Origin of the sequence: Janthinobacterium sp. RA13, from assembly GCF_000745325.1 — a bacterium.
In the GTDB taxonomy this organism is placed as follows: Bacteria; Pseudomonadota; Gammaproteobacteria; order Burkholderiales; family Burkholderiaceae_D; genus Janthinobacterium; species Janthinobacterium rivuli.
The window spans coordinates 4,543,932-4,559,114 of sequence record NZ_JQNP01000001.1 but is presented as its reverse complement, the minus strand read 5'-3'; the positions used below and the strand labels follow the sequence as shown (position 1 = coordinate 4,559,114).

12 protein-coding genes are annotated in these 15,183 nt (G+C 61.0%); 5 read left to right on the top strand and 7 right to left on the bottom strand.

The genetic code is table 11. From position 1 onward, the window contains the following. Positions 1 to 7: 7 nt before the first annotated feature. The 5 genes from FG13_RS20115 to FG13_RS20095 all read right to left on the bottom strand — a co-directional run bounded on the left by FG13_RS20115 (position 8) and on the right by FG13_RS20095 (position 4,565). Positions 8 to 1,456: a type II and III secretion system protein family protein gene (locus FG13_RS20115; protein ID WP_051959641.1), complete on the bottom strand. Its 1,449-nt coding sequence runs from the start codon at positions 1,454 to 1,456 to the stop codon at positions 8 to 10. 18 nt (positions 1,457 to 1,474) lie between these two features. Continuing rightward, positions 1,475 to 2,332 carry a Flp pilus assembly protein CpaB gene (gene cpaB, locus FG13_RS20110; protein WP_035823735.1) on the bottom strand — a complete coding sequence of 286 codons (858 nt, stop codon included), beginning with the start codon at positions 2,330 to 2,332 and terminating at the stop codon, positions 1,475 to 1,477. Continuing rightward, the gene (locus tag FG13_RS20105) at positions 2,329 to 3,702 is read right to left on the bottom strand and encodes an ATP-binding protein (RefSeq protein WP_035823732.1); all 1,374 of its coding nucleotides are present in this window, start codon (positions 3,700 to 3,702) and stop codon (positions 2,329 to 2,331) included. The genes cpaB and FG13_RS20105 overlap by 4 nt, the downstream gene beginning before the upstream one ends. Before the next feature lie 93 nt (positions 3,703 to 3,795). Then, complete coding sequence (locus tag FG13_RS20100) at positions 3,796 to 4,329, bottom strand: A24 family peptidase (protein ID WP_035823730.1); 534 nt, start codon at positions 4,327 to 4,329, stop codon at positions 3,796 to 3,798. Between the two features lie 53 nt (positions 4,330 to 4,382). Then, positions 4,383 to 4,565 (bottom strand): Flp family type IVb pilin, encoded by a 183-nt coding sequence (locus tag FG13_RS20095; protein ID WP_034752975.1) that lies wholly within the window; start codon positions 4,563 to 4,565, stop codon positions 4,383 to 4,385. Positions 4,566 to 5,046: 481 nt separating this feature from the next. On the opposite strand from FG13_RS20095, the gene FG13_RS20090 reads away from it, so the two are divergent. Beyond that, entirely contained in the window at positions 5,047 to 6,093 is a 1,047-nt protein-coding gene (locus tag FG13_RS20090; RefSeq protein ID WP_035823726.1) for a GGDEF domain-containing protein, read from the top strand. Here the strand turns inward: FG13_RS20090 and FG13_RS20085 are convergent. Further along, positions 6,090 to 7,316 carry an HD-GYP domain-containing protein gene (locus tag FG13_RS20085; protein ID WP_035823725.1) on the bottom strand — a complete coding sequence of 409 codons (1,227 nt, stop codon included), beginning with the start codon at positions 7,314 to 7,316 and terminating at the stop codon, positions 6,090 to 6,092. The genes FG13_RS20090 and FG13_RS20085 overlap by 4 nt on opposite strands. Before the next feature lie 149 nt (positions 7,317 to 7,465). On the opposite strand from FG13_RS20085, the gene FG13_RS20080 reads away from it, so the two are divergent. The 4 genes from FG13_RS20080 to FG13_RS20070 all read left to right on the top strand — a co-directional run bounded on the left by FG13_RS20080 (position 7,466) and on the right by FG13_RS20070 (position 13,834). Then, positions 7,466 to 8,407 (top strand): LysR substrate-binding domain-containing protein, encoded by a 942-nt coding sequence (locus FG13_RS20080; protein WP_035823723.1) that lies wholly within the window; start codon positions 7,466 to 7,468, stop codon positions 8,405 to 8,407. Between the two features lie 193 nt (positions 8,408 to 8,600). Continuing rightward, positions 8,601 to 12,197, top strand: a complete 3,597-nt coding sequence (locus tag FG13_RS20075; RefSeq protein ID WP_035823722.1) for an indolepyruvate ferredoxin oxidoreductase family protein — start codon at positions 8,601 to 8,603, stop codon at positions 12,195 to 12,197. Between the two features lie 154 nt (positions 12,198 to 12,351). Beyond that, positions 12,352 to 12,537, top strand: coding sequence for a hypothetical protein (locus tag FG13_RS30170; protein ID WP_152598815.1), 186 nt, complete (start codon positions 12,352 to 12,354; stop codon positions 12,535 to 12,537). Between the two features lie 202 nt (positions 12,538 to 12,739). Further along, the gene (locus FG13_RS20070) at positions 12,740 to 13,834 is read left to right on the top strand and encodes a type I restriction endonuclease (RefSeq protein WP_035823719.1); all 1,095 of its coding nucleotides are present in this window, start codon (positions 12,740 to 12,742) and stop codon (positions 13,832 to 13,834) included. Positions 13,835 to 13,899: 65 nt separating this feature from the next. Here the strand turns inward: FG13_RS20070 and FG13_RS20065 are convergent, their stop codons facing one another. Continuing rightward, a complete protein-coding gene (locus FG13_RS20065; protein ID WP_035823717.1) occupies positions 13,900 to 14,910 on the bottom strand; it encodes a substrate-binding domain-containing protein in 1,011 nt (336 codons plus the stop codon). Between the last annotated feature and the right edge of the window lie 273 nt (positions 14,911 to 15,183).

The window sequence follows — 15,183 nt, the reverse complement described above, 5'->3', positions numbered from 1 at the left end:
CCCCATCTCATTTCAACTCGAAACCGTTGGCCGCGCGCGGTGCTGGTACCGACGGCGGCACGGACGGCGGCGCCAGCGTGCCTTCCATCTTGCCGCCCAACATCAAGTCCATGCGCGATGGCGGCGCCAGCTGCGCCGTCGGCAGCACGGCGTCGGCCGGCAAGGGTTTCACCAGGTGCGCGGTAATGACAAACAGCAATTCCGTGCGGTCATTCTGGAAATCCGTGCTGCGAAACAGCGCGCCGAGGATAGGCACTTCGCTAAGCCAGGGCACGCCCGTGATGTTGCTCACCTGGTTGTTCTTGATGAGGCCGCCGATGGCGTAGCTCTGGCCGTCGTACAGCTGCACCGTGGTCGAGGCGCGCCGCGTGGTGATGACGGGCAAAATAGAACGTCCGCTGATGCCGGCGGCGGAAATACCCACCCCCTCGCGCGACAGTTCCGACACTTCCGGCGCCACCTTCAAATTGATGCGCCCGCCCGACAGCACGGTCGGCGTAAAACGCAGGCCGACGCCGTATTCGCGCTCTTCCAGGGTGATCTTGTTGTTGTCCTGGCCGACGGGAATGAAGATCTTGCCGCCCGCCAGAAAACTGCCCTCCTGCCCGCTGATCGCCATCACCGTCGGCTCGGCCAGAATGCGTACCAGGCCATCCTGTTTCTGCGCCTCGATGGTCAGTTGCTGGCGGCCATTCGACTTGCGCACGTCGAGCAAGCCATTGGCCGTGCCACTGAGGAAATTCGACAGCAAGGTGGTGGCCCAGCTGCCGGAAGCAAAACGCAGGGTGGCGCCCACTTCCAGCCGTTCCAGCAGCGACTTCGACACTTCGGCGATCTGCACGGCCAGCATCACCTGCTGCGGCGCGCTGACGTCGAGCATGTTGATGATGCGGCTGTTCGCGCCGCCCGCGCCGCCACCGGGCGCCGTGGCGGCGAGGGGCATGGCGGCGCCATCGGCAGGCTTGGGCAGCGCCAGCGGCACCGTAGCGCGGCGCACATACGCGTGCGCCAGCTCGACGGCGCGCAGCACGGCGCCCGCATCCTGCACCGTGCCCGACAGCACCAGGGTGTCGGCCACGGCCGTGACGCGGATGGCTTTTTCTTCCGGCATCAGGGCCGCCAGGGTCGTTTGCAAACCGGCCGGGTCCATGCTGACGCTGACGTTCACCACGCTGCACACGCCGCTCCTGCCCTGGATGATCATGTTCGTGCTGCCCACCTCGACGCCGACCACATACAAGGTATCGGGCGCGACCAGCATGGCTTGCACGACGGCCGGGTTGCCGACGCTGCGCTGCTGCACGGCTTCAGGCAGGCGCAGCATGCTCGATTTGCCCACCTGCAGCTGCAAATTGCCGGGCGAGGCCGCTTCACCGCCGCAGCGCGGACCAGGATCGGCCGCCGCGCCGGCCAGCGGCGACAGCAGGCAGAACAGTATCAACAGGGCGCGGTTCATGAGCGTGTCCATGGTTGGCTAAAAACATTCGCGCGACTGGCGCGTCCCGTCGATGACGCCGCTGCACTGGCGCGTCGCTTCCGGCGGCGCCTTCGCCACGCGTACCGCGCGCGGCGCTGCGGCCAGCACGGGTGCGGCGGCAGGAACAGCTTCGTCAGCTTCGTGCGGTCCGCCCAGCAGGGTCAGCTTGGTGGCGCCCACCGTCACGCCCGGCTGCGGGTCGACCTGGTTGCGCAGCACCAGCGACAGGCTGCCCACGCTGCGCGCCAGGTCCAGGTTTTCCGCCTGCTCCGGCGTCACTTCCAGGGTCACCGCATTGACCACGCGCGGCTTGGTCTCGTCGCGCCCCACTTCCTGCGCCACGGCCAGCACCAGGATGCGTTCGAGCACGATCTTGGAAATGTTGCGGCTTTGCGGAAACGCGCGGTCGCCGGCATCCTGCTGGGTGCTCACGATGATGTCGACATAGTTGCCCGGCAAGGCGAAGCCGGCCACGCCGATCACATCGTTGACGCGCACGGTGATGGCGCGCCGCCCTTCCGTGATCAGCGCCGACAGGCCGCCCAGGGTACCGGCCGGCGCCAGCTTGGCTTCGCTCAGCGGCTCGCCGCGCAGCACGCTGGTTTTCAGCACCCGTCCCGCCAGTTTTGCCGGGTCTTGCAGCGCGCCCTGCGGCAAGCTTTCCGCCGGCCACTCGGCCAGGCGCAGCATCTCGGGCGTCAGGCGCTGGCCCAGGTTGACATCGCTGGCGGCGACGACGATCTTGCCCTTGCCGGCCGGCGTCTGGCGCAGCAGCCAGTGCGAGGCCAGCAGCACGGCCAGCAGACCCAGCACGACCGCCAGGCCCATCATCAGGAGGGCGCGCCGGTTTTTCATGCGATACGCTCGCACAGGCTGGCGGCCGGCATGTCGCAGCTGGCAAACAGGCTGCCCCAGGCCTGCTCCAGGGCGGCCAGCGTCAGGCGCGGCTCGCAGCCGGCAAAGCCGGCGAAGTCGCCTATGCGCGCCAGCAATTCCTGCGGATAGCTGGCCAGCAAGGGCCGTCCCTGCGCGCCATGCAGCTGCAGCAGGTGATTGACGGCCAGTTCGTCGATGGCCATGCCGGCCAGCCGGCATTGCTGGCGGAACAGGGCGCGATAGGCGTTCTCGGCCAGCGGCCCCACCTGCACCTTGTAGCCGATGCGGCGCAGCAAGGCGGCGTCAAACAGCTCGCCCGGCGGCACATTCGTGGCCAGCACGAGGGCATTGTCGAACGGCACGCTGATCTGCACCCCGCCGGGCAGACCCAGCTGATCGCTGCCGCGCGCCAGCGGCTGCATCAGCCGCGTCAGCAATTCCGGCGCGCCCAGGCGCTGGCGGCCCAGGTCGTCGATGATCAGCATGCCATTGTTGGCCCGCACATGCGGCGGCGCCTGGTAGCAGCCGCCGCTGGCGTCATGCCGCAGTTCCAGCATGCCGGCGTCGAGCTCGGCGCCCACGTGAATCACCGGGCGCTGGCACAGCACCCAGCGGATATCCGTACTGCGCCGCTCCAGCGCCTGGCGCGCATGGCTGACGTGCTGCGGCGCGGGCGGCAGGTGCTGGGCCGGATCGTACAACTGGATGATGTCGTGGCCGACGACGATGGCGTACGGCACGGCGACTAGACCGTGCAGCAATTGTCCCAGCTGCAGCGCCAGGGTCGACTTGCCGCTGCCGGGCGGACCGTACAGCAGCAGCGAGCGTCCCGAATGCAGGGCAGCTCCCACCACGTCGAGCATGCCCGGCCCCGCATGCGCGCCACCGAGCACGGCGGCCAGGTCGTCGCTGCCGACGCGCTGTTCCTGCGCCTGCCACGACTGGCGCGCCACCATGGCGCGGTACGCTTCCAGGGTGACGGGCGCGGCGCCGATATATGCGCAGCGCTCAAGAAAAGCGCTGGCGCGCTGCTTGCCGGCGCCCGTCAGCTGGTACTGCACATCGATATCGGATTCGCCGCGCCAGGCCACTTCGGCCATCTGCTCGGTCACCATGAAATCGAGCACTTCACGCAAGACATTGATCGACAGGCGCAAGCGCGTCGTCAGCGCGGACAGGTGCGTCTTGCCGCCCACAAACATCAGCTTGGCGATCAGTTCGACGACCAGCGGCCGCTCGAGTCCCGTTTCGCGCAAGCTCTTCGGCTGCGGCGGCAAGGGCGGCATCAGGTTCGCATCGGCAGGGCGCGGCGTGCTGTCGGTGCTCAGGGAATAGTCGACCTCGGTCATGCTGCGTCTCCTAGCCGGTTAGGACTGCATTGAACAGAATTCATTCTAGCGAGCGGGCATAGCGGCCCATTGATTCAGAGCAATGAATACCAATCAGAAATAATGCCTGCCTTGCACCAGCAGGCAGCCCAGCGCAATGGCCAGTCCGTACGGCATATTGCCCACGCTGGCGCCACTGCCCAGTGCGTTAGGCGCCAGGGGAATGCCGGCCATGCGCGCGATCATCGGCCACAGCAGCTGGCGCAGATTGACCAGGCAGGCGCGCCACTTGCCCTGCCAGGTGATCATCAGCACGGCCATCAGGCCGCCCAGGACAAACGTGGCGAAACAGATCTGCAGCACGGGCCAAGGGCCGGCAAAGGCGCCCGCCATGGCGATCAGCTTGACGTCGCCGGCGGCCATGCCGCGCAGCACGTACAAGGGTAAAAAGAGGAAAAAGCCCGTCGCCATGCCGCCCAGCCACAGCGGCAGCACGTTTTGCGGCCACAGCCACAGGTGCAAGGCCAGGGCGGCGAGGATGCCGGACAACACCAGCCAATTCGGAATCTTGCGGCGGATCAAATCACTGACGGCGGCCCCCGTCACGAAGCACAGCAACAGCAAATCGCACAAGGCAGTTGCAGGCATGGCACACCTCCCGAAAAAAACCCGCCACTGGCCGGCCAGCGGCGGGCACCCGCTTAGGGCGTCAACACCAGGTTCGACGAAATGTCGGTGAGGACGGCCAGCAAGTTGGTCTTGATCAGCAAGAAACCGGCCGTGATGGCGGTAGCCATCAACGCCGCAATCAGGCCGTATTCGATTGCCGTAATGCCATCCTCATCCTTGACAAACTGCTGTACTGCCGACAGGAAGGTATGCATGACAAGCTCCCAAAAGTGAATCACAAGTCCCTGGCGCAATCGGGTGTGAAACATTGCCCTTTCCTGCTAATATGTTTCCTGCCGTAAATTTCTGCGCCATTACATTGACTATAAAGCGTCCACGTTTTGGCAAATTGACGCGCCACAAGTTTCCACATGGAAATTATCAAACTCTGGTGAAATGGCGGCTGGCGCAAACAAATGTTGCGATCCGGATTGAAAGCCTGCGTCAGGGCAAGTTTTTTGCAATGCAGTGCATGAATCTCATGTATTTACATGAAATATTGCATACGTTAATTGCCTATTAGGCAAAAAGACATTATCCTGCTTAGCTCTTCTTTGGAAAGGCCTCTCGCCCGGTGGTACAGAGCGTCATGCCACCAAATAAATCTTGGCTTCTTGTAGACGGACGCGAACATGCTCTTGCTTGATGCAATGCTGGTATGACGACACTTGTGTGACTACTTTCCAGAGATCGACAATGGATTCCCTACTGAAACACATGGTGGACATGACCGGGCACCGCGACCACACGATGCTCGACATCTCCGTGATCTCGGCGGTCCAGGAACTCGCTGCCGCGTCGCAGACCCGTGTGCTGGCCCTGACCACCGTGCGTGGCCAGGTGTTCGTGCGGTCGCGGGCCATCATCGTGGCGGGCAGCGTGGCCCGCATGGAAGAGCATATCGACCCTACCCTGCCGGGCGAACCGCTGTCGGACTATCCGGCCCTGGCCGCCTGCATCAAGCGCCATGAAGCAAGCGCCGACACCCTGTGCGCCGACGGCCGCCACCTGCTGTGGCTGCCCATCTGGATCGGCGACCAGGTCACCACCTGCCTGGAAATCACCAACCCCACGCCGTACACGGGCGCCACCATCCAGGTGATCGGCGGCATCGTCAGCGTGTACCGCAATTTCCAGAACCTGCTCGATTACAGCGAACGCGATTCGCTCACCGGCTTGTTGAACCGCAAGACCTTCGACGACCAGCTGGCGAAAATCCTGCAAAGCCGCGGCGAACCGGAAGCGGAAAAGCCCCGTCCCGTCGATGAAGAACGGCGCCACCATACGGACACGGAACGGCAATGGCTGGCCGTGATCGACGTCGACCATTTCAAACTGGTCAACGATAAATTTGGCCACCTGTATGGCGATGAAGTGCTGATCCTGATCGCCAACCAGCTGCAATCGTCGTTCCGCTCGCAAGACCGCATCTTCCGCTTCGGCGGCGAGGAATTCGTCGTGCTGCTGCGCTCGATCACCCTGGACAATGCGCAGAAAATCATCGACCGCTTCCGCACCAATGTCGAAGCGCACGACTTCCCGCAAGTGGGCAGAGTGACCGTCAGCGTGGGCTTCGTCAGCATCAACGCCTACGAGGCGCCCGTCATCATCCTCGGCCGCGCCGACCAGGCCCTGTATTACGCCAAGAGCCATGGCCGCAACCTGGCCTGCCACTATGACGAGCTGGTGTCCAAAGGTTTGCTGACCACCATTACCTCGAACGATACGGCAGAGTTTTTCTAAGCGTCTGCAAGGGAAAGAAAACGCATGGGATCGACCTGCCACTTGGCGGCCGACTCATGGCCGACGATCTTGTCGGCGCCGCCGAAACCGAAACCGCGCGACAGGTCGACCGTTTCCGGCTTGATGTAAGTCTTGCTCTTCGTACTGAAAAACACATTCACCTTCGGCGCCAGCAGATTGCTTTCGTGTGCCTCGACAACGACGGCCAGGCGGCCCGATTCCAGCATCACCATGGTGCCGACCGGATAGATGCCCACGCAGCGCATGAAATCCTGCGCGAACACGGGGTTGAAATGGAATTTGCTCCATTCATAGATCTTGCGCAGGGCTTCGGCGGCGGGGATGCCCTTGTGGTAGCTGCGGTCCGACGTCAGCGCGTCATACACGTCGACGATGGCGGCCATCTGCGCCAGCTCGCTGATGGCGTCGCCGGCCAGCTGGTCGGGATAGCCGCTGCCGTCGCGCCGTTCGTGGTGATGCAAGGCGATGTCGAGGGGAATCGCGCCCACCTCGGGCGACTGGCGCAGGATGTCGTAGCCGTCGCGCGGATGGCGCTTGATCAGGGCAAATTCTTCCGGCGTCAAGGGACCGGGCTTGTTCAGCACGCTGTCGGGCACCAGGGCCTTGCCCGTGTCGTGCAGCAAGCCACCGAGGCCGGCCTGGTGCGTGGTGGCCGCATCGATGCCGCGCGAGCGGCAAAACGCCACCAGCAGCGCACATACGCTGACGGAATGCAAAAAGGTGTAGTCATCCTTGCTCTTGATGCGCAATAAGCCGACGAGGGCGCCAGGATTGCGCAGGATCGATTCGGTGATGTCTTGCACCGTGTGCTGCACGCGGTCGAGCTCGACCGCCTTGCCCAGGCGCACGTCGGCCATCACCGTGCGCACCAGGCTAGCCGCCTGCCGCCGCACCTGCGTGGCGCGCGCCAGCTCCATGCCCAGCGACACGCGCGTGACCACTTGCGGCGCCGCGGCGATCTGCACCAGTTCGCGCTCCGTCTCGGCGCGCGCCTGCGCCACGGTGGGCGCGTCCTGCACGTCGAGGCCCTTGCCACTGTCGATCACCACGTCGTGGATGCCGGCCTGCACGATCTTGCGGATCTCATCGTCGCTGCGCAACAGGAAACGGTTGCGCACGAAGGGATGCGTCATCCAGTCGCAGCTGAGGTCATGAATGTACATGCCCACTTTTAATTGAGACGAATCAACTTTCTTGAGCATGCTGTCATCCCACAAATACGCGGCTGGAGCACCGAAGGCGCTAGAATGAGTATAACAAAATTGTTATTCTGCTGGCCGCGTTCGGCGCCGTGGCGCAACACCCGGTTTTTTCCGCTCAACGCATCCTCAACGCACCGCTACTGGGACCTATGGAACTGCGCCAATTACGCTACTTTGTTGCCATCGTCGACCACGGCTCGCTGTCGCGCGCGGCCCTGGTCCTGCACGTGGCGCAGCCGGCCCTGACGCAGCAGCTGCGCCAACTGGAAGAGGAACTGGGCGTGCAGCTGCTGCACCGCTCGGCCCAGGGCGTGCTCAGCACGGACGCAGGCAAGGTGTTTTACGAACATGCGCAGGCGATCCTGAAACAGGTGGCCGACGCCCGCTCGGCCGTCACACAAAGCGCCACGCGGCCGTCCGGCAATGTCACCCTGGGCTTGCCGCACAGCATCTCCGGCGCCCTGGCCCTGCCCCTGCTGCTGGCCGCGCGCGAACGCTATCCCGAAATCACCCTGCAATTGACGGAAGAAATCACGGGCAACCTCAATGAACAGCTCAAATCGGGCCGCATCAACCTGGCCGTGCTGTTCGACGATGGCCAGCTGACACCGTTTTCCTGCAGCCCGCTGGTGGAAGAAGAGATGCGTTTCATCTGCCGCAGCGATTCGCCGTTCGCGCCCGCCGGCCATGCCGTGTCGTTCCAGCAAGCCCTGAGCGCCACCCTGATCCTGCCGGGCCTGCAGCATGGCGTGCGCCCGCGCATCGACAGCCGCGCGCGCGAACTGGGCCTGGAAACGGCGAACGTGATCGAGATCAACTCGATCGCCATCCTGAAATCGGCCATCCTGGCTGGCATGGGCGCCACCATCCTGCCGGCCGCGCCCCTGTTGGCCGAACTCGACAGCGGCGCCATGCGCAGCTACGCCATCCACAGCCCCGTTCTGTCGCGCACGGTGGCCCTGTGCGCGTCAAAAAATATCCCGCTGACGAACGCAGGCAACGCCGTGAAAAACCTCGTGCTGCAAGTGGCCGCCGAGCTGTGCGGCAGCGGGCGCTGGGTGGGGGCGAACGTGCTCTCGCCCATGGCATAAGTATTTCTTATACCCCCATCGGCAAAGCGTATTTGCCCCCTCCCCTGACTCGTTCTACACTGACCACATTAACTATTTTAAATTTAAAATAGTTATATGCCGCCCACACGCGGCCATCCCGTCTGCACAGCACGCGCCTTACCGGGCACGACCTTGTACAGCCGTTATCTGAAACACCCTTTTGGAGACAGCCATGTCCGTGACCACGGAAAACGGCTCCGCAGCGTTCGCTAGAAACGCCGGTGCCGCGCCATCTACACCGCTTGAACCTTCCCGTTTGACCACCGTCAGCCTCGACGACAAATACACGGCCACTTCCGGCGCCATCTTCCTGTCCGGCATCCAGGCTCTCGTACGCCTGCCGATGATGCAGCGCCTGCGCGACCAGGCCGCTGGCCTCAACACGGCCGGCTTCATCTCCGGCTACCGGGGATCGCCCCTGGGCGGCCTCGACGAGAACCTGTGGAAAGCCAAGAAACAGCTGGAAGCGCACCACGTGCAGTTCGTGCCCGGCGTCAATGAAGACCTGGCCGCCACGGCCGTCTGGGGTTCGCAGCAAGTCGACCTGATAGGCCCGGCCAAGTACGACGGCGTATTTGCCATGTGGTACGGCAAGGGCCCGGGTGTGGACCGCTGCGGCGATGTCTTCAAGCACATGAACCATGCGGGAACGTCAAAACTGGGCGGCGTGCTGCTGGTGGCTGGCGACGACCATGGCGCCTACTCATCGACCCTGCCGCACCAGTCCGACCATTTGTTCTCCGCCTCGATGATTCCCGTCCTGTATCCGTGCAATGTGCAGGAATACCTGGACCTCGGTATCCACGGCTGGGCCATGTCGCGCTTTTCCGGCTGCACCGTGGCCTTCAAGGCCCTGGCCGACACGGTCGAATCGTCGGCCTCCATCGATGCCGATCCGTTCCGCGTGGAAGTGAAGATTCCGCAGGATTTCATCATGCCCGAAGGCGGCCTGAACGCGCGCCTGTCGAGCATCCCGCTGGGCCAGCAGGCGCGCAACCAGGAAGCGCTGATGCAGGATTACAAGATCTATGCAGCCCTGGCCTACGCGCGCGAAAACAAGCTCAACCACACTACCATCGACAGCCCGAACGCCAAGCTGGGCATCATTGCGTCCGGCAAATCGTATCTGGACGTGCTCGAAGCGCTGGAAGAACTGGGCATCGATGAGCAGATGGCGGCCGACGTCGGCATGCGGCTGTTCAAGGTGGCCATGCCATGGCCGCTGGAACCGGACAGCGTGCGCGAATTCGCGCAAGGCCTCGATGAAATCCTCGTCGTCGAAGAAAAACGCCAGATCGTCGAATACCAGTTGAAAGAACAACTCTACAACTGGCGCGACGACGTGCGCCCTAGAGTCATCGGCAAGTTCGACGAAAAGGGCGAATGGGTGGCGCCGCGCGGCGAATGGCTGCTGACCTCGAAGGCCGACTTTTCCGTCTCGCAAGTGGCTAGAGTCATCGCCAGCCGCATCGCGCGTCTGATTTCCGACCCCGTCACCTGCGACCTGATCAAGGCGAGACTCAGTTTCCTCGACGCCAAGGATGCGGTATTGAAGAAAGCCGTGAACACGCCGTTCCGTCCCGCATTTTACTGCTCCGGCTGCCCGCACAACACCTCGACCAAAGTACCCGAGGGCAGCCTGGCGCTGGCCGGCATCGGCTGCCACGTGATGGCCACGTCGATCTACCCGGAAATGAACAAGCTGACCACGCACATGGGCGGCGAAGGCGCGCCGTGGATAGGCCAGGCCGCGTTCTCGGAATTGCCGCACGTGTTCCAGAATCTGGGCGACGGCACGTACTTCCATTCAGGGTACCTGGCCATCCGCGCCGCGCAGGCGGCCAAGGTCAACATTACTTACAAGATTCTCTACAACGACGCCGTCGCCATGACGGGCGGCCAGCCCGTGGACGGCCTCATCACCGTGCCCATGATGGCGCAGCAAGTGGCCGCCGAAGGCATCGCCCGCATCGCGCTGGTCACGGAAGACCTGAGCCGCTACAGCGACCGCAGCAACCTGCCCGCCCACCTGACCTTGCACGACCGCAAGGACATGGATGCCGTGCAGCGCGAATTGCGCGAAGTAGCCGGCGTGTCCGTGCTGATCTACGACCAGACCTGCGCGGCCGAGAAACGCCGGCGCCGCAAAAAGGGCGAGTATCCGGACGTGGCCAAACGCATGGTCATCAACGACGCCGTCTGCGAAGGCTGCGGCGATTGCGGCGTGCAATCGAACTGCGTGTCGATCTTGCCGAAGGAAACGGAATTTGGCCGCAAACGCACCATCGACCAATCCTCGTGCAACAAGGATTACTCGTGCGCCAAGGGCTTCTGCCCCAGCTTCGTCACCGTCGAAGGCGGCAGCCTGAAGAAGACCAAGACGGGTGCCAGCAAAGCGGGCGAGACGGACAACTTCGGCCCCCTGCCGGAACCGGTACTGCCCGCCTGCGACGCGCCGTACAACATCCTCATCAACGGCATCGGCGGCACGGGCGTCATCACCGTCGGCGCCCTGATGGGCATGGCGGCCCACCTGGAAGGCAAGGGCGCGTCCGTGCTGGACATGACGGGCATGTCGCAAAAGAACGGTTCCGTCACCTCGCACGTGAAAATCGCCAAGTCGCCCGCGCATATCCGCGCGCAGCGCATCGCCACGGGCGAAGCGGACCTGATTCTGGGCTGCGACATGCTGACGGCCGGCGCGCAGGATGCCGTGTCGAAAATGCGTCCGGGCCGCAGCCTGGCCGTCGTCAACCTGCACGAGCAGCCGCCGGGCACGTTTGCGCAAAATGCGGACTGGCAATATCCAACGGCCGAAGTGCGCCAGCTGATCGAGGAATCCGTCGGCGGCGCGGACGCGGCCGACTTCATCGACGCGACAAAACTGGCCACCGCACTGATGGGCGACTCGATCGCCGCCAACCTGTTCATGCTCGGCTACGCCTGGCAAAAAGGCCGCATCCCGCTGACGGAAGCGGCTTTGCTGCGCGCCATCGAATTGAATGGCGTGGGGATCGAATCGAACAAGAAGAGTTTCCTGTGGGGCCGCCGCGCCGCCGTCGACGTGCGCAAGGTCACGCAGATCGCCACGCCGTCGCAAGCGATCATCGTGCAAATGCCGCAAAGCCTCGACAGCGTCATCAAGAAGCGCGTGGAATTCCTCACGGCCTACCAGAACGCCGCGTATGCGGATGGTTATGCCACCTTGGTGAAACAGGTACGCGACCGCGAAAACACCCTGGGACTGGGCCAGAAGCTGTCGACGGCTGTCGCCAAGAGCTATTTCAAGTTGCTGGCCTACAAGGATGAATACGAAGTGGCACGCCTGTACACGGATGGCCGTTTCGTGGAGCAATTGCAGCAGCAATTCGAAGGGAATTTCTCCGTCAAATTCAACCTGGCGCCACCGCTGTTTGCCAAGAAAGATGCCAAGGGTCACCTCGTAAAAGCGGAATTCGGTTCCTGGATGTGGCGCGCCTTCAAGCTGCTGGCGAAGGCCAAGGGCTTGCGGGGCGGCACCTTCGACATCTTCGGTTATACAAACGAGCGCAAGATGGAACGCGCCCTGATCGTCGAATACCGCGAACTGCTGGCCGGCATGCTGGTCAACCTGACGGCGGAGAACCTGGCCACCTGCGTGGAACTGGCATCGCTGCCCGAGAAAATCCGCGGCTTCGGCCACGTCAAGGAAGCGGCCATCGATACTTACCGCAAGGATAAGGCGAGATTGCTGGCGGTACTGGCTGACGGAACAAAACACGCGGCCTAAGACTCTAAGCTACAGCGCTTGATTCGTAATGCGCTATGCCAGCAGCAGTACACACTGCCGGCATAGCGCATTTTTATTCATGCCTGCACATCTTTATCACACCAGAAAAACGACAACATCACATTCCTCATAAAAATCAGTCACTTACTATCACATGACCAAGCACTGGGTCACCCGGGCAATCGCGCTGCTTCAGTCAAGCCGCGACCCGGTACCGCATGAGATCAATGAACTGGATTGGAAGCCAAGCCTGTCTGGCAATAAAGAGCGGCTCATCGAGCATTTGATTGCCTTCACCAATGAAAATAACCCACGTAACGGCATCAATTTTAGATATTAAAATATATACATTTTTCAGTAAAAATTGTTTTCTTTAAGTTATCGGAAGTAATTTTTATATTTTTTCTCAGAATTTGCTTTTCCAGAAAATTCGATTTTCATTGCCACACAGATGAAATTCGTGCAAAACTTATTCGTTCATTCTGTATTTTCAACAGGGACGAGTACGTTTACGAATTTCTACCCACGTCATAGGAAAAGCAATGGATTTAATCGACCAACTCAGAGCACTTGCCTCCCGAATCGCAGCGACCAAGGATATTATCCAGACGGAGGAAGCCACAAAAAACGCGATGATCATGCCTTTCATCCAGATTTTGGGCTACAACGTATTCGATCCCACGGAAGTGACACCAGAATTAATTGCCGACGTCGGTACAAAAAAGGGAGAAAAAGTCGATTACGCTATTCTCAGTGATGGCAAGCCAATTATTCTCTTCGAATGCAAGAAAAGTGGTGGAGACCTGAGCATCAATCATGCTGGGCAGTTGTTCAGATATTTCCATGTCACTGCAGCACGATTCGGTGTGTTGACAAATGGGCTTACCTATAAATTCTTCACCGATCTTGAGCAACCCAACAAGATGGATGAAAAACCCTTCTTTGAGTTTAATATTCTGGACTTCAAAGAGCGTGATGTGGATGAACTCAAGAAATTTGCAAAATCTCAATTCGACGTCGATACCATATTGACGACAGCGAACGATCTAAAATATACGCGTGCTATCCAGAATCGTCTGGCAGAATGGACACTCAATCCCTCCGAAGAATTTGTAAAAATACTGTCATCAGATTTACTCGGAGGAAAGCGCTTTACACCCGCTGTCAAAGATCAATTTACCGTCATTACTAAACGGGCATTTGAGCAATTATTGGGGGAGCGCATCAATGATCGCCTCAAGGGCGCAATGACGCCGGAATCATCGCCGGCACAAGAACTGGTACCAGTCATTCCTCCTGAGGGTGTCGTTGAAAACCCGATCATCACGACACCAGAAGAGATCGAAGGATTGCACATCATCCGCGCGATACTGCGCGGTGTTGTCAGTTCGCGCCGCATAGTCATGCGTGATTCGCAGAGTTACTGTGCGATCTTGTTAGACGACAATAATCGTAAGCCAGTTTGCCGCCTACGCTTCAACAATACTGAAAAACTTGCCGTTGGCCTGTTCAATCAAAAGAGGGAAGAGGAAAAGTTTCCAATTGCCAGCCTAGACGATCTGTACACCCATGCAGAACAATTGAAGGCTACCGTCCTGATGCATTTGCCTGCGGAAGATGCAGAGAAAACAGCGTAAGAGATAGCATTAGATACTGTAGAACCAAGTCCGGGACGAGTCCCGGACTTGCAACGCATGCTTACTCAATCCGCGCAGCGCCCCACCGTCGCCCCCGGCAACAGCACCGGTTGCCAGATTTCCTGCAGCCGTTCCGGCGGCGTGCCGGCCAGCAGCGATTGCAGCATTTCAACCATCTTGGCGCCGGCGCGGCGCAGGTCGGGCTGGTCGATGGTGGTGACGTTGATGCCAATCAAGGTGTCTTCCACATTGCCCCAGACGATGACGGAGATTTCCTTGCCGATCTCGATGCCCGCATCCATCAGCGCGCGCACCACGCCGACGCCGGACAAATGGTTGTCGACGATGACGGCCGTCGGACGGGGCGAGCAGGCCAGCAATTGCTGCATGGCCTGGTAGCCGCTGCGGCGGTCAAAAGTGTTGTCGAGCAGATAGGCGGGATCGACCGGCAAGCCCGCTTGCGCCATGCAGCGGATAAAGCTTTCCTTGCGCTCATACGCAAAATGCAGCGCCAGCGGCGCGCTCAGCAGGGCGATGCGCTGGTGGCCGTGCGCCGCCAGGAAGGACACGGCCAGGTCGATGCCCGTGTCGTTGTCGTAGTCAAAATACGCGTACGGCGCGTCGATGCGCGTGCGGCCATTCGCGACAAAGGGAAAGCCGACTTTCGTCAGGTAAGCGATGCGCTCGTCAACCACCTTGGTGCGCCCCACCACCAGGCCATCGACCTGGCGCCCGCGCACCATGTTTTCATATGACGGCTGTTCATTCTGCGGCGACACGGGAGCGATGATCAAACTCATCTTCGACGCTTCGACGGCGTCGGACATGCCATTGACCACGGAAAGAAAGACGCTGTCGCCCAGGTCGCTGGGAAGCAGGGGATAGATCATGCCCAGCACATTGGTGCGACCGACGGCCAGGCTGCGCGCGAGCGGGTTGGGCCGGTAGCCGACTTTCTTGGCGGCGGCCAGGACGATTTCACGGGTGCGGGAATTGACTTCCGGATAGCCGTTCAACGCCCTGCTGACTGTCGTTTTCGACATGCCGAGGGCAATTGCGAGGCTCTTGAGATTCATGTTAACTACCTGTCTGTATGGCAAAAGAAACCAACTCTGACCGTCAATTATAGCCCAGAGCGCCAAACAGGCCGCGCAGTAACGTGCGCAGACATGGTACAAAAACAACAATACATTGACTATCTAAAAAGCAACGTTTTAAATGTGAGCACTTGTGCCTCTCTATGGCACTGCAGCGCCGATGGCTGATAAACAATGCTCGAAGGCGACAGCATGTGCTCACTTCGACAATCACTGGCTCACCTTTGGCATGCCGTGTCGACAACACAGGGC

Bases quoted from the DNA above. Each gene is read 5' to 3' on its own strand.
- FG13_RS20115 (WP_051959641.1), bottom strand. From the start codon at position 1,456: ATGAACCGCGCCCTGTTGATACTGTTCTGCCTGCTGTCGCCGCTGGCC.
- cpaB (WP_035823735.1), bottom strand. From the start codon at position 2,332: ATGAAAAACCGGCGCGCCCTCCTGATGATGGGCCTGGCGGTCGTGCTG.
- FG13_RS20105 (WP_035823732.1), bottom strand. From the start codon at position 3,702: ATGACCGAGGTCGACTATTCCCTGAGCACCGACAGCACGCCGCGCCCT.
- FG13_RS20100 (WP_035823730.1), bottom strand. From the start codon at position 4,329: ATGCCTGCAACTGCCTTGTGCGATTTGCTGTTGCTGTGCTTCGTGACG.
- FG13_RS20095 (WP_034752975.1), bottom strand. From the start codon at position 4,565: ATGCATACCTTCCTGTCGGCAGTACAGCAGTTTGTCAAGGATGAGGAT.
- FG13_RS20090 (WP_035823726.1), top strand. From the start codon at position 5,047: ATGGATTCCCTACTGAAACACATGGTGGACATGACCGGGCACCGCGAC.
- FG13_RS20085 (WP_035823725.1), bottom strand. From the start codon at position 7,316: ATGCTCAAGAAAGTTGATTCGTCTCAATTAAAAGTGGGCATGTACATT.
- FG13_RS20080 (WP_035823723.1), top strand. From the start codon at position 7,466: ATGGAACTGCGCCAATTACGCTACTTTGTTGCCATCGTCGACCACGGC.
- FG13_RS20075 (WP_035823722.1), top strand. From the start codon at position 8,601: ATGTCCGTGACCACGGAAAACGGCTCCGCAGCGTTCGCTAGAAACGCC.
- FG13_RS30170 (WP_152598815.1), top strand. From the start codon at position 12,352: ATGACCAAGCACTGGGTCACCCGGGCAATCGCGCTGCTTCAGTCAAGC.
- FG13_RS20070 (WP_035823719.1), top strand. From the start codon at position 12,740: ATGGATTTAATCGACCAACTCAGAGCACTTGCCTCCCGAATCGCAGCG.
- FG13_RS20065 (WP_035823717.1), bottom strand. From the start codon at position 14,910: ATGAATCTCAAGAGCCTCGCAATTGCCCTCGGCATGTCGAAAACGACA.